The following is a 12,807-nucleotide window of genomic DNA, read 5'->3' as shown; positions in this document are numbered from 1 at the left end:
GATCTATCTCGAAGTGAACGTGCGGAGTCTTGGCACTCATGTGGCACCCCCGGGGTCTTGCATGAGTTCACGAACCGCGGACGCTAGGTCCGGGGCAACGGAGATTCCATTGGTGGGATGGACAACCGTGTCGCAGCTCACCACCAGCCCGGCCCCAGTGGACTCCAAATCCTGAACCGCGTTGCCTGAAAACACCGCGTGAATCGCGATGCACACAGGCGCGGCCAAGCCCGCGCGCCGCAGATGACCAATGGTCTCGGCCATCGTGCGACCGGTGGAGACAATGTCATCGACCAGCACCGGCGTGTGGTCGCGCCAGCGCTCCACATCCGGCACCGAAACCTCGACATCCCGGTCACCTTTGCGGACCTTGTGCAGCACCACCATGGGCGCGTCCGCCCTGCTTGCGACATCGGCCACCCATTGGTTGCTCTCCTCGTCAGGGCCCACAAGCGCCGGGCGTGTCACATGGGCGCGCAGCCATGCCGCCACAGCCGGCGCCGCGTGGACGTGACGCGTTGGGATTACATAGACCTGCGACAACTTGGTGATGCGGTGCAAGTGGGGATCGACTGTTGCCAGCCAATCAAATCCACGCGACAACCAGGCTGCAAAATGCCGTGCACTCACCGTCTCACCCGGCTGGAAGCAACTATCCTGTCGCATGTAGGCGAGGTAAGGTGCGACCAGACCAACGTCGGTCGCACCGTTCTCCCGGGCGGCCGCCGCCAACAGCAGCAACGGAATCAGCTTGTCGTCCGGCCGGTCTAGCGTGCAGACGATGGCGACCCGCCGCCCCTCCACGGCAGACTCCACCCGCACATACGACTCTCCATCCGGAAAGCGCCGCACCGTCGTAGTCCCGCGCTCTGCGCCCAACGCCGAAGCCAGCTTCTCTGCCATCGCTTCATTGCCCGGCATGGCAAAAATCAGTGGCGTCATCTCGAATCTCCCACATCGATCAGCGGGTGAGCCTCCAGGTAGTCGAACGCGTAGTCCAACTCGCCGAGCGCTTCGGCATGCACGGTGAACAGCGGCATACCTCGCTCGACGCGATCCCCCAGCTTGACATGCAGTTCGAGCCCGGCAGCGGGTGCCTTCGGTGCCCCGGCGAGCTTGGCCACGCGAGCCAACCGCCGGCTGTCGATCTCACGTACCATCCCGTCACGTTCGGCCAGCACAGGCTCGCGTAGCCGCGCCCGCTGCGGCTCGCGTAAGCCCCCTTGCGCTTTGCAGATCGCCTGGAATTTGGCCCACGCGGCGCCGCTATCAAGCAACCGCTGAGCGACCAAGACGCCAGTACCCGGCTCGCTGTGACCGCAAAATTCCAACAGTTGTCCAGCCAATGCGACAGCGCGCACGCTCAGATCCTCGGGCGCGCGCTCGGCACGCTGAAGGACTGCCAGCACGTCGTGCGCCTCCAGTGAGGGACCAATGCCACGGCCCACCGGCTGCGTCCCGTCCGTACGCACTACCTGCAAGTGCAAATCAAAGGCCTGCGCTACCTGCTCCAGCATTTGCTTCAGGCACTCGTAGTCTGCGTCACTGCGCACCTTGGCGGTCGGCCCGACCGGCACATCGATCACGGAGTGGGTAGCGCCGGCAGCGATCTTCTTCGACAGCACAGATGCCACGAGCTGCGCGTCGCTGTCGAGGTCCAGCGGGCGCTCGACGCGGATCAACATGTCGTCGGCCGGGCTGAGCGCCAGCGAGCCTCCCCAGACAAAGCAGCCGCCCTCGCGTTGGACAACGCGGCGCATCTGCTCCAAATCGAGCGCCACCGGCGTCATCGTTTCGATCACGTCGGCGGTGCCAGCCGGCGAGGTAATGGCCCTTGACGACGTCTTCGGCATCGTGAGCCCGGCCGCGGTGATGATCGACACGACAATCGGCGTCGTGCGGTTTCCCGGCAATCCACCCACACAGTGCTTGTCCGCGATCGGTGCATGCCCCCAGTCGAGCCGCTTGCCCGCGGCCAGCATCGCTCGCGTCAGATCGATCGTCTCCTGCAAATCCATCCGCCCGCCGGCGCAGGCGCTTAGAAAAGCGGCGATATGTGTCCCAGGGTAGCTGCCAGCGGCGACGTCACTAATGATCGAGTCCAGAGCCGACGCGTCGAGCCTGTGGCCGTAGATCTTCGCCCGCACCTGGCTCATTGAGTCCAGCGTCGGGGCATGCGAGATCGTGATCCGGTCGCCCGGCGCGGGCGCCAGCGCTCGCCACGCGCTGTTCGAAAGCGCCGCCTCCCCCAACTCCAGCAAGGTCGGATCGACAACGTTCAGCGTGGCGATGATCGAGCGTCCGTTCAGGCTAATCAGTACTCGCGTCTGCGCCTCGAAACCCTCGGAGCGGCAAACATGGCAGTCTCGATGCATGTAGACGACATATTCCTGCTGCGTCTCGATGCCCATCCGACGCACGGCAAGACTTGCCCTGTGGCGAGGGTTCCTCATACATCGAACTCCACGTGCTGTCCCAACAACGGAACGCTGGCGGACCACCCAAGTTCCCGCTCGATGCGCTGGCGCATCGCATCAGCCGGCCCCGGCTCGCCATGGGTGACGAACACCGAGCGCGGCGCCGCTGGCGCACTGCCCAGCCACTCGATCAATTGGCTTGCATCGGCATGCGCCGACATGCCCTGCAGTGAAATCACTTCGGCACGCACGGCGACGTCCTCACCGTGAATGCGCAGGCTTCGCTCACCAGCCTGCAGCCGCGCGCCGCGTGTCCCCCCAGCCTGATAACCGGCCAGGATGATGGTGTTGCGCCGGTCCGGCGCCAGATGCTTCAGATGGTGCAGCACGCGGCCGCCGGTGGCCATGCCGCTGGCCGAGATGATCACAGCCGGGAGGGCCAGCCCAGCCAGCGCCCGCGATTCCTCCGGGGTCCTGATCATGCGCGCAGCTTTGTACATCCCGAGGCAATCTTCGAGCGACAGCTTATGTTCGGCGTGATGGCGGTGATAGATCTCGGTTGCATCTATTGCCATCGGGCTGTCGAGAAAAACAGGCAGGTCTGGAATCGCGCCCTGTTGCTTCAGCTTGTGGATCAAATGCAGCAGCAACTGTGCACGCCCCACCGCAAACGCCGGAATCACGACCATGCCGCCACGGTGTGCTGTGCGAGCAATCGCCTCACCGAGCACGGCCTGCGCATTGGGTACCGGTTCGTGTAGCCGGTCCCCATAAGTCGATTCGACAACGATGTAGTCTGCCTTGGGAGCCGGCGCAGGCGCACGCATCACCGGGTCGTCGGGGCGGCCAACGTCTCCGGAGAACAGCACTGTCGTCTGCCCCGCTGTCAGTTCGGCCGAGGCCGCGCCGAGAATATGCCCAGCCGGGCGCAAGGTCACCGTAACGTCGGGGACGACGTCCACACACTGGTCGAAAGGCAATCGGTGCAACTGTTCCATTGCGCGACGTGCGTCGTCCTCCGTGTACAGCGGCAAAGCCGTGGCGTGCTTGGAGGTGTGATGCCGGTTCGCATAGGCGGCGTCCTCCTCCTGGATTCTCCCGCTGTCGGGCAACAGCAGACCGCATAGTTCGATTGTCGAGGGCGTCGCCAGAATCCGGCCCCGGAAGCCCTGTTTCACGAGCAACGGTAACGCACCGGCATGGTCCAGATGGGAGTGTGTCAGCACCACCGCATCGATGTCGGCGGCGCTGAACGGCAACGGCTCCCAGTTCAGCAATCGCAACTGCTTGTAGCCCTGGAACAACCCGCAATCAACCAGCAGGCGCTGCCCCTGATGCTCCACCAAATACTTTGAGCCGGTCACTGTGCCGGCCGCACCGTGAAAACTGAGCTTCATCGCCTCCCCCTTTTTGTCATGCGTGGTGGTGGCGATCCGCTTGCTTGTCGCCAAAATTCGGGATGAACCGCGGGGTGTGCGACGCATAGTGCGCCCACTCCTCCCCAAATTCGCGCTCCGCCCACTTCTCTTCCGTAATGGCCAAACGCACGTACATGACCACCAGCACTGGGAACATCAGCAGTGTCAGGATGGTCGGCCACTGCAGTAGAAAACCGAACATGATCAAAACGAAGCCCACATACTGCGGATGCCGGATACGGGAGTAGGCGCCGGTGGTCGCCAGCGTATGGCTCCGCTGGTTGTGGTAAAGCACCGCCCAAGCGGCCGACAATAGCCAAAAGCCACCGCCGATGAAGATAGCGCTCAGCAGATGGAACGGCCCGAAATGCGGATTGGCGCGCCAGCCGAACATCACCTCCAGCAGGTGGCCAGCGTCATGCGACATGAAATTCACGCCGGGGAACTTCGCGCTCAGCCAACCCGACAGGAGGTAGATCGTCAGCGGGAAGCCGTACATCTCGGTGAATAGCGCCACCAGGAACGCAGAGAACGCGCCAAACGAACGCCAGTCGCGCGGGCTTTGTGGCTTGGCGAAGCTGAACGCGAAGATGATGAAAACGAGGGAATTGATGATTACCAGCGACCATAAGCCATAGGCGGGAGGTGTCGATTGGTCCATGATGGCGCTCCTCTGAGAAGAACTTAGTGGTGGTGATGCTGAGCGCCCTGAACGGGCGGTTGTTCGCTGGCCGTCGACCCCGATGGGCGGCTACTTCCGGAATCGGAACCGCGCGGCTGGTCCTCGTGACCTGCGTGCCCTCCATGGCCACCGTGCCCGTGGAAGAGGTGCAGCAGCGGACAAGCCAGCAGTAGAAGAAACGGCAACCAGCCGAACAGATGTGCCCGGTGCTCGGTGAACAGGAAGAACAGGGCAATCAACGCAAACGCAATGAAGATGGCCCCTGAACCGATGCGGCCCGACTGGCGGTGCCTGGAGAGAGATCGAAGCGACGACATGAGAACTCCTTCGCAAGGTCAAGGTTAGGGACGCCGATCGGTGCACTGCCCGGCCGCCCCTCCTAGCGGTCTATCAGTGGCAGCATCCACCGCTCTTGTGAGCAGTGCCGGTTGGGACGTCACCATGGTGGGCATGCTCCGTCTTCGCTCCGGCGCCAGTGCTAAGCGACTCGGCTTCGTAACCGGCTGCTGCCAGCGCGGCCAGCATTGCGGGCGCGGCCTGGGCGTTACCGCTGACGCGCGCGATACCGCGCGCCAGATCCACGTCGACGGCATCCACACCAGGCACTCGCTGCAGTGCATGAGTAACCGACGAGACGCAAGAGCCGCAGCTCATGCCCTTGATCTTCAGTTCGATAGTGTCCATGGAAGAAATCCTTTTAGGAGGTGACGTTGAAAATCTCACTGCGACTGCGTTCAACACAGCGCCAGACACTTTCCGGCAGTAGAGAAAGAACGCAATCGAGACGCTCGGGGCGAATGCCGACCAAGGCCGCTTTTGTTCAGTGCATTGACGATGGAACGGCGTGTTGCAACGCACCTTTGGCGGTGTCCGCACTGGATGCGCGTCAAGGCGATACGTAAGACAAAGCCGCGCACTGCCAAACAGCGACAGAGCGCTATAGCGTCAACCGGAGGAAGACGATTGGTATAGACGCGAACTTGTCCGCTGGCCGGGGATTGGACTGACGGTGCACACTGCAGCGGTCCACCTCCGGCGTGGATGCCATGCTCATCGGTAATGGCACGGCCACCGGAATGAGAGGCTTGTCATGATCCGACAGCACACGGGGAATGCTGGTTGAGGACTTTTCGCAGAAGCTGTGGCAGGCAATCTTGCCGCTATCGTCACAGCCATCATCGTCGGCATCCGCATGGTGTCCATGACTGTGGGCTGACACGTGGCCAGATGCCGGCGCTGCGGCCTTACCTGCATCCGCGACAGCGCACGCGTTTGCGATGCCGACGGCCAGACCCAACAGCCACACCAGTAGCATTTGAGCTGCCCAGCGGCGTAGATGTCGGGAGTGGAAGAACATGATTTCTGCCCAAAGAGAGGAACGGTCACACAGAGTCAGCCTAGGCGCGGATGTCCAACCTCCGGTTGATACAAATCAACCGTAAACCGTCCGACGGTTCAACTCAACAACGTCTTCAGGCCCGCAAACGCAGCGCCTGGGTCAGCAATCCCGTGGTAAATGGCCGGGATCTCGTTCTTCAAGCCCAGCAGCCCATAAACCGCGTGCATCGCGCCGCGAACCGAATATTCGACGGTGAACACTACGTCCTGAGGGATCTCAACATACTGCCCAAGCAGCGCGAAGTTCTTCGCTCCGTGCGGGATCACTGGCGGCCGATCCGAAGGCTCGCGGCGCTCAAATTCGCTGGTGATGTACGGCATCATCACCGGGATCACAGTGGTGGTACGACAGACCTCGTCAAGAATGTCCTCGCAATGCAAATGGTGCAGCAGCTCGGTGAGGATTTCCTGGCCGGTTGCCTGGGCCATCGTCTTGTCGATGTAATCGCCCTTGTTGTCCACGAAGAGCCCGTAGCCCCACAGGGTGTACATGTCTTTCGGCTGTCCGGCGAAGTGCGGCGCGTGAGGCACGACGATCGACATCAGCCAACTCGAATCCTTGAACGTCATCAGACCGCCGGTGCCTGGCGCATTGCCGGTAAAGGTCTCAATCCGGTGCACAAGCGCCGGGCTGCGCATCGTCAAGGTGAACGACTCCCACTTGCTTTCGTCGACGTTGCCACAGAACGCATTCGGCCGCCCGAGCCCAGGTTCCTTACGGGCCATGGTCTCCCACAGAGTCCAGGCGCCATCGCGTTTGTCGCGCACCAGTTCCGGTGCATGGTGGTCGTCCCCATAAGACGCGTCGGCGGTCATCGAGCCGATGGTGATGAGCACCAGATCCTCTTGCCGCACGTCATAGGCCATCGGCTGTCCGCCGCGCACCACGCGCAGCAGTCCAATTCGCCGGCCGTCACCGGTTTCAACAAAGTCGACATCCTCCACCTTTGTGCCATATTCGAACACCACACCCTGCTGTTTCAGCCATTGCTCCATCGGCCGCACGATCGCGTCATACTGGTTCAGCGGCGTGCGCCGTACGCCGGCCAACGTGTGGATACGCGGGAACTCCTGCAAGAAGCGCAACATATAGCGTTTGAGTTCGATCGCGCTGTGCCAGTTCTGGAAGGCGAAGGTCGTACGCCACATGGCCCAGAAGTTGGTCTCGAAGAAGTGCGGCGAGAAACAGTCCTCAATGCGAAGCGTATGCAGCAGCCCTTCTGGCGTGGCCAGCAATCGCATGATCTCCAACCGGTCATGGAGGTTGAAACCCAGATCGGCAGCGTCGAGGATACGGCGTTGCCCGTCGATCAGCCGGGCGTGTGAATCCGAGCGCCATTCGGCGTTGAAGGCCCAGGCCTGCTGCTTGACACTGATTTTCGGATCATCCAGCGACGGAATGCTGTCGAGCACGTTCCACAGACAGACATAAGTCTCTTCGGTGAACATGCGACCGCCCCGAGTTACATAGCCTTTGTGCGGATCACCGGAGCCATCGAGCGCACCACCGGCCACCTGCTGTTCCTCCAAGATGTGGATGTTCTCCCCCTTGAAGCCTGCGTCGCGAATCAGCAGCACGGCAGCCGACAATGACGCAATGCCGCTGCCAACCAGGTATGCGCTACGGTGCTCGTTCTTCGTTACCTCAGCCATGGAATCCTCTGATTCTGTGTGGATGCTCAATGAGCAACGCGACTTGGGAATACTTTAGGTGGGTATGCGATCGATACTTTGCGCCAGCGCAAGTTGCTGTTGAGTCTCATGCCGCCGTAATGGATTTGTCATGTTTGCTTTCCGCGACACATCCCCTATCGGCTGGGCACAACCATGGAGAAGCCACGGCGCTTGCGCCCGCGCGCGCGGCCCCAATGTCGCGGGTTGATGAAGGTCAACCTCGGCGATTTCCAAGCGTCAATACTGGGAACGCATACCAATGCGCGGTTGTCCGGCGCCTACCCAGGCCGCCCACCAACCTTCCCAGCATTGGAGACCAGACTCACTTTCAATAAGGTCGACTTGGAGAAGAATCCCATGGAACCGCGACAGCAACAGTTCTCCCTCTGGTACGTGCTCGTGACCATACTGGCCATGCTTGCAATCCAGACGCTCTTCGTGTCGGGGCATGTCGAGACGATCCCATACAGCGATTTCAAGGTCCTACTGAAGGCTGGCAAGCTCAAGGACGTGGCTATTGGTGAGCAGGCTATCAGCGGAACCTTCTCGACAGAAGGTATCGACAATCTCCTTGCCAAGCAGCAGATCGAGGAAATCCGCCGAGAGGCAAAGGGCGACCACGCCTTCTCCACGCTTCGAGTGGCCGATCCTGAGCTGGTGCAGGAGCTCGAAGCGGCAAAGGTGCGCTTCGTCGGGCAGCCCGACAACAAATGGCTGAGCACGATCCTCTCGTGGGTTGTGCCGGCCGTCATCTTTTTCGGTATCTGGAGCTTTCTCATCAAGCGCGTGGGCGGCGCCGCCGGCAGCATGATGGAAATTGGCAAGAGCAAGGCAAAGGTCTACATGCAAAAGGAGACCGGCGTGACTTTTGCCGACGTGGCTGGAATCGACGAAGCCAAGGAGGAGCTGTCGGAGATTGTTAGCTTCCTGAAAGATCCTCAGCGGTACCAGCGCCTGGGCGGAAAAATTCCCAAGGGCGTGCTGCTGGTTGGGGCCCCGGGCACTGGCAAGACCTTATTGGCAAAGGCCGTGGCAGGCGAAGCCGGCGTGCCATTCTTCAGCATGAGCGGCTCCGACTTCGTCGAGATGTTCGTTGGTGTGGGTGCAGCACGGGTCCGCGATCTCTTTAAGCAAGCCGAAACCAAAGCCCCCTGCATCATCTTCATTGATGAGCTTGACGCACTCGGAAAGACGCGAGCACTGAATGCGGTCGGCGGCAACGAGGAGCGCGAACAAACACTGAACCAGCTTCTGGTCGAGATGGACGGTTTTGATAGCAACAAAGGCGTCATCATCATGGCCGCCACAAACCGACCCGAGATACTGGACCCCGCCCTGCTTCGCCCCGGTCGCTTTGACCGCCACGTCGCACTGGACCGGCCTGACCTCAAGGGACGGGAGCAGATTCTCAAAGTTCACGTCAAGGGCGTTGTCCTCGCTCCTGAGGTCGACCTGACTAAACTCGCCGGACGGACCCCGGGGTTCGCAGGTGCCGATCTTGCCAACTTGGTTAACGAAGCCGCGCTCCTTGCCGCGCGCAAGAGCAAGCAAATGGTCGAGATGGCAGATTTCGACGAGGCGCTTGACCGGATCGTCGGCGGCCTGGAAAAAAAGAACCGCGTGATGAATCCGAAGGAGAAGGAAACTATCGCATTCCACGAGGCAGGACATGCCATCGTCGCGGAGCATCGGCCGCTGGCTGACCGTGTCTCCAAAGTTTCCATCATTCCGCGGGGCGTTGCGGCGTTGGGTTACACGCAACAGACCCCAACCGAGGACCGCTACCTGCTCAAGCGCAGCGAACTGCTTGACCGGCTCGATGTCTTGCTCGGTGGCCGTATTGCGGAACAGCTCATTTTCGGCGACGTATCCACGGGCGCACAGAACGACCTGCAGCGCGCAACCGACATGGCTCGGCAGATGATTACCCAGTTTGGCATGAGCGACCAGCTGGGCCTGGCCACGTACGAGAATATGCCGAACCCGCTCTTTGCTGGGACGGGGCTAATGCAGCGCGAACGCAATGAATACAGCGAGAGCACCGCACAGATGATTGATGCTGAAGTCCGTAAGCTATTGGCAGAAGCAAGTCATCGCGTACAAGCGACGCTGGAAGGACAGCGGACCAAGCTCGATGCTCTGGCCCAATTACTTCTCGAGAAGGAAGTGGTTGACCGCCAAGACCTGGACATGTTTTTGTCAGCGAAGGTGACGCCAATGCCTCCGCCCAAGCCCGTCGCGAATATCGAGGAGTCAACTGCAACGGGGAAACCGGACCAAAAAACGCAAGGCACATAGAGCGAAGATTGATGCCATGGCATGCCAAGAACGCAACCACGCCAAAGCGCGGCCGGCTGCCGGCAATCAATGCGTTCACCACGTGAGACAGGCGCCCCGATGGTGTATTGAGCTACCGACGCCCTCCCCGCGTGGGGGTTGTGCCACCGTCAGCCTTCGTGCCGTTGCCGAGCACTGCCCGCAACGTATCGACATGGCGCCGGCCGTGGCGCACAAGCCGATCCGGAAATCGCGAGGCGAGCCAGGCGTAAACATGGTATTTCGCCAACTTGCCGAGCCACAGTGCGGCGATGACCTCTGCGACCGGAAGTCGCGAGATCGCCGCAAACATGAGAGCGGGGGTGAGAGGCACCGGTAATGCGGCAATGACCGAAAGCGATACGACGCCGTAGTGTTCGAGCCAGTGGGTCGCATCACGCCACGCGGTGGATCGCACCACGTCCGGGTAGGCAGCGAACAACCGGTTCCACCCCAGGTGATGAAAGACGAGGTACAGCACGAGAGCGCCAACAGCGGCCCCCAGGCTGGCCAAAGTCGCGATGGACACCCAGCGGCGCGGCGCCAACAGGACTGCGGCCATCAGCAGGCTGGCAAATGGAACCGACATCGACAGTTCCGCCGCCAGTGCTGCCCCGGCAACCACCAGTGGGAACGCGCGCGAGTCGGCCCGCCGGGTTAGGGCACGGAGCAGACCGGACTGCAGGCTCAGGCGTAGCATTGCTCAGTTGCCTTCATCGCTCACGCAGACGACCTTCAAGCGTCTCCTCCTTATCGATTGCGTCTGCTGGATAGCATCAGGATGCGAGACGTTTCGCATCGAGGCACTCCTTCGAAAATTCGAACACGACCTCAGGATCGGGAGCGACCAGCTTGTTCTTCTTGCCCGCGTAGTGCAGCCGCGACAGGATGTGACGAATCAAGTTGAGCCTGGCCGTGCGCTTGTCGTCGGCGAGCACGATGTGCCATGGCGCGGCAGCCGTGTGCGTATGCATCAGCATGGCGTTGCGTGCCGTCGTATAGGCATCCCAATGCTTCAACGCCACGGCGTCGACCGGGCTCGTCTTCCACTGCTTGAGCGGATCGCGGCGCCGCTCGGCAAGTCGGCGAGCTTGCTCGGCTTTGCTGATGTCGAGGTAGTACTTAAGCAGCTTGATACCGGAATTGACGAGCATTTCCTCGAAGTGGGGCACGGAGTACATGAACTCGTCATACTGCTCAGCAGTGCAGAAGCCCATCACGCTCTCAACGCCTGCCCGGTTGTACCAGCTGCGGTTGAAGAGGACAAACTCTTCGGCGAGAGGAAGATGGGGCACGTAGCGCTGGAAATACCAGCCGGTGCGCTCGCGATCTGACGGCTTACCCAGCGCTACCACCCTCGTCTCGCGGGGGCTGAGAAATTCGATAATGCGTTTGATGCTGCCGTCTTTGCCTGCCGCATCCCGCCCCTCCAGCAGGACAAGGATGCGGTCACCACACCCGATGAAATGCCGTTGAAGCTTGACCAATTCAATTTGCAGCAGGTGCAGTTGCGCCTCGTAGTCCTCGCGACCCTGGACTCCTTTGGCAGCATCGACTCGCGCCTGGCTGGACGATAAGCCAGTTACGTGTTCGGCGTCCGATGAAGTGGTCTTTTTCTTCGACTTGCCTTTTGCCATATGCGCACCTCCGGCGTTGGCTATGGAAACGGGAGTAACGCTCCAGAGCGTCATCAGCCGTATGGCGGTTTCGTTGTTACGAAACGCTCAAATGGGCAGACAACCACATTTTGAACCTACGAACGGGTGAACAAGCTTAAGCACCTGCCAATTTTGCGCGGTTGATGTGAGTCAAGCGCCCTCCGATGTATGGTCGAATTCAGGAGGACATGGATCAGCGCGACTATTGCGCGATCCTTTGCCCGAATGACGCTCTCGTAATGTGGTCGTCATCGCTCGGTCAGGGGCGGATTCTTATAGTGGCTCCCATAGCAAGTCCTTTGAGTCCAACCACTTCAGGAGAATGCAATGAACCACACCAAGAAGACCGTCTTGATCGCAGCCGCGCTGATTTCTCTCGGCGCGAACATTTCCAGCGCAGCAACCTCCAGCAACGGGGCCCTCGCTCAGCGCGACGTCTACACCGACGGGGCGCGGGCTGCTGACGCGCGCGATCCGTACACTGATGGCGCCAAGGCTGGAAAGTTTGAGATCTACTCGGACGGCGCATGGACGGGCGACACGCGCTATCCGGCCACCGGTGGCTCGTCGAGTTGAGGCATTACGAAATGTCTACGCGATCATGGCCCTCAACCTGAGTTGACAGGTCTTGGTCGCTGCTGACCTTTTCGACGTCCAATCATCGTCTTACAGGCTTGGCGAATCCGCCGAGATGCATTGGTCGGCACAGTATCGGCCATGCTCCATCCGGTATCAAGGTTCACTTCCGCCGATGTGCGGAGGCGAGACCGAAATCCGATATTCGATGTCATTCGTTCGGTCAACAAGTTTCACCAGTACGCGGAAATACACGCGCCCACTCAGCACCGAGGTGAACACCTGGCCGTAGGAAACCTGGCCGTTGATAACCATGGGCGTCAGATACTTCGGCGGCGAATCAACGATCCCGACTTCCTTGAGTTGCGCACGCACCACGGCATCTGTGATACGGGAGCCGTCGGCACGAAACAACGCCACTAGCAAGTGGTGAGGGCGGCCGCCTCCCGGTGAAGGTGCGCCATGCGACTCCTCCAAGTCGAGCCTTTCCGAGGCGATGGCGGCGGGAATCAACCCCCAGTAGAGGACGACGCCCTCACGTTCGAGCCGCGCTTGCGCGAGCGTTTCCACCGACGGCAGCGCCAAGACACAAATCACCGCAGCGTAGGGAACAAATGAGCGCAGAGACAACATATTCACCTCCTACCGCGACTTCGCAAATATCAAAC

Annotated in this window: 12 protein-coding genes; 2 read left to right on the top strand and 10 right to left on the bottom strand. The window is 60.8% G+C overall.

Going from position 1 to position 12,807, the window contains the following annotated elements:
• Positions 1-36: 36 nt before the first annotated feature.
• From A6M56_RS00900 to A6M56_RS00870, 7 genes are all read right to left on the bottom strand, one after another.
• A complete protein-coding gene (locus A6M56_RS00900; protein WP_004635153.1) occupies positions 37-942 on the bottom strand; it encodes a ribose-phosphate pyrophosphokinase in 906 nt (301 codons plus the stop codon).
• Positions 939-2,453, bottom strand: coding sequence for a thymidine phosphorylase family protein (locus A6M56_RS00895; protein WP_004635154.1), 1,515 nt, complete (start codon positions 2,451-2,453; stop codon positions 939-941). The genes A6M56_RS00900 and A6M56_RS00895 overlap by 4 nt, the downstream gene beginning before the upstream one ends.
• On the bottom strand, positions 2,450-3,814 hold the full coding sequence (locus tag A6M56_RS00890; protein ID WP_004635157.1) for an MBL fold metallo-hydrolase: 1,365 nt from the start codon (positions 3,812-3,814) through the stop codon (positions 2,450-2,452). Before A6M56_RS00890 ends, A6M56_RS00895 begins: the two co-directional genes overlap by 4 nt.
• Before the next feature lie 16 nt (positions 3,815-3,830).
• Positions 3,831-4,496 carry a methyltransferase family protein gene (locus A6M56_RS00885; RefSeq protein WP_004635159.1) on the bottom strand — a complete coding sequence of 222 codons (666 nt, stop codon included), beginning with the start codon at positions 4,494-4,496 and terminating at the stop codon, positions 3,831-3,833.
• A gap of 23 nt (positions 4,497-4,519) precedes the next feature.
• A complete protein-coding gene (locus tag A6M56_RS00880; protein ID WP_004635160.1) occupies positions 4,520-4,834 on the bottom strand; it encodes a DUF2933 domain-containing protein in 315 nt (104 codons plus the stop codon).
• Positions 4,835-4,907: 73 nt separating this feature from the next.
• Complete coding sequence (locus tag A6M56_RS00875) at positions 4,908-5,201, bottom strand: heavy-metal-associated domain-containing protein (RefSeq protein WP_004635162.1); 294 nt, start codon at positions 5,199-5,201, stop codon at positions 4,908-4,910.
• A gap of 771 nt (positions 5,202-5,972) precedes the next feature.
• The gene (locus tag A6M56_RS00870; RefSeq protein ID WP_004635167.1) at positions 5,973-7,568 is read right to left on the bottom strand and encodes an oleate hydratase; all 1,596 of its coding nucleotides are present in this window, start codon (positions 7,566-7,568) and stop codon (positions 5,973-5,975) included.
• A 378-nt stretch (positions 7,569-7,946) separates the two neighbouring features.
• Between A6M56_RS00870 and ftsH the strand changes: the two genes are divergently transcribed.
• Positions 7,947-9,887 (top strand): ATP-dependent zinc metalloprotease FtsH, encoded by a 1,941-nt coding sequence (gene ftsH, locus A6M56_RS00865; protein WP_009241692.1) that lies wholly within the window; start codon positions 7,947-7,949, stop codon positions 9,885-9,887.
• 112 nt (positions 9,888-9,999) lie between these two features.
• Here ftsH and A6M56_RS00860 read toward each other — a convergent pair whose 3' ends face one another.
• Both A6M56_RS00860 and ppk2 read right to left on the bottom strand, forming a co-directional pair.
• The gene (locus A6M56_RS00860; RefSeq protein ID WP_009241693.1) at positions 10,000-10,605 is read right to left on the bottom strand and encodes a YqaA family protein; all 606 of its coding nucleotides are present in this window, start codon (positions 10,603-10,605) and stop codon (positions 10,000-10,002) included.
• 76 nt (positions 10,606-10,681) lie between these two features.
• Positions 10,682-11,542 carry a polyphosphate kinase 2 gene (gene ppk2, locus A6M56_RS00855; protein ID WP_004635170.1) on the bottom strand — a complete coding sequence of 287 codons (861 nt, stop codon included), beginning with the start codon at positions 11,540-11,542 and terminating at the stop codon, positions 10,682-10,684.
• 348 nt (positions 11,543-11,890) lie between these two features.
• Here ppk2 and A6M56_RS00850 point away from each other — a divergent pair, with 348 nt between their 5' ends.
• Positions 11,891-12,139 carry a hypothetical protein gene (locus A6M56_RS00850; RefSeq protein ID WP_004635173.1) on the top strand — a complete coding sequence of 83 codons (249 nt, stop codon included), beginning with the start codon at positions 11,891-11,893 and terminating at the stop codon, positions 12,137-12,139.
• 156 nt (positions 12,140-12,295) lie between these two features.
• Here the strand turns inward: A6M56_RS00850 and A6M56_RS00845 are convergent, their stop codons facing one another.
• The gene (locus tag A6M56_RS00845) at positions 12,296-12,772 is read right to left on the bottom strand and encodes a hypothetical protein (protein WP_009241694.1); all 477 of its coding nucleotides are present in this window, start codon (positions 12,770-12,772) and stop codon (positions 12,296-12,298) included.
• Between the last annotated feature and the right edge of the window lie 35 nt (positions 12,773-12,807).

The sequence above is a fragment of the Ralstonia sp. RL genome, assembly GCF_001683835.1.
GTDB lineage: Bacteria > Pseudomonadota > Gammaproteobacteria > Burkholderiales > Burkholderiaceae > Ralstonia > Ralstonia mannitolilytica.
Note: the sequence above shows the minus strand (reverse complement) of the source record. Positions and strands in the feature narration are given on the sequence as shown.

Bases quoted from the DNA above. Each gene is read 5' to 3' on its own strand.
- A6M56_RS00900 (WP_004635153.1), bottom strand. From the start codon at position 942: ATGACGCCACTGATTTTTGCCATGCCGGGCAATGAAGCGATGGCAGAG.
- A6M56_RS00895 (WP_004635154.1), bottom strand. From the start codon at position 2,453: ATGAGGAACCCTCGCCACAGGGCAAGTCTTGCCGTGCGTCGGATGGGC.
- A6M56_RS00890 (WP_004635157.1), bottom strand. From the start codon at position 3,814: ATGAAGCTCAGTTTTCACGGTGCGGCCGGCACAGTGACCGGCTCAAAG.
- A6M56_RS00885 (WP_004635159.1), bottom strand. From the start codon at position 4,496: ATGGACCAATCGACACCTCCCGCCTATGGCTTATGGTCGCTGGTAATC.
- A6M56_RS00880 (WP_004635160.1), bottom strand. From the start codon at position 4,834: ATGTCGTCGCTTCGATCTCTCTCCAGGCACCGCCAGTCGGGCCGCATC.
- A6M56_RS00875 (WP_004635162.1), bottom strand. From the start codon at position 5,201: ATGGACACTATCGAACTGAAGATCAAGGGCATGAGCTGCGGCTCTTGC.
- A6M56_RS00870 (WP_004635167.1), bottom strand. From the start codon at position 7,568: ATGGCTGAGGTAACGAAGAACGAGCACCGTAGCGCATACCTGGTTGGC.
- ftsH (WP_009241692.1), top strand. From the start codon at position 7,947: ATGGAACCGCGACAGCAACAGTTCTCCCTCTGGTACGTGCTCGTGACC.
- A6M56_RS00860 (WP_009241693.1), bottom strand. From the start codon at position 10,605: ATGCTACGCCTGAGCCTGCAGTCCGGTCTGCTCCGTGCCCTAACCCGG.
- ppk2 (WP_004635170.1), bottom strand. From the start codon at position 11,542: ATGGCAAAAGGCAAGTCGAAGAAAAAGACCACTTCATCGGACGCCGAA.
- A6M56_RS00850 (WP_004635173.1), top strand. From the start codon at position 11,891: ATGAACCACACCAAGAAGACCGTCTTGATCGCAGCCGCGCTGATTTCT.
- A6M56_RS00845 (WP_009241694.1), bottom strand. From the start codon at position 12,772: ATGTTGTCTCTGCGCTCATTTGTTCCCTACGCTGCGGTGATTTGTGTC.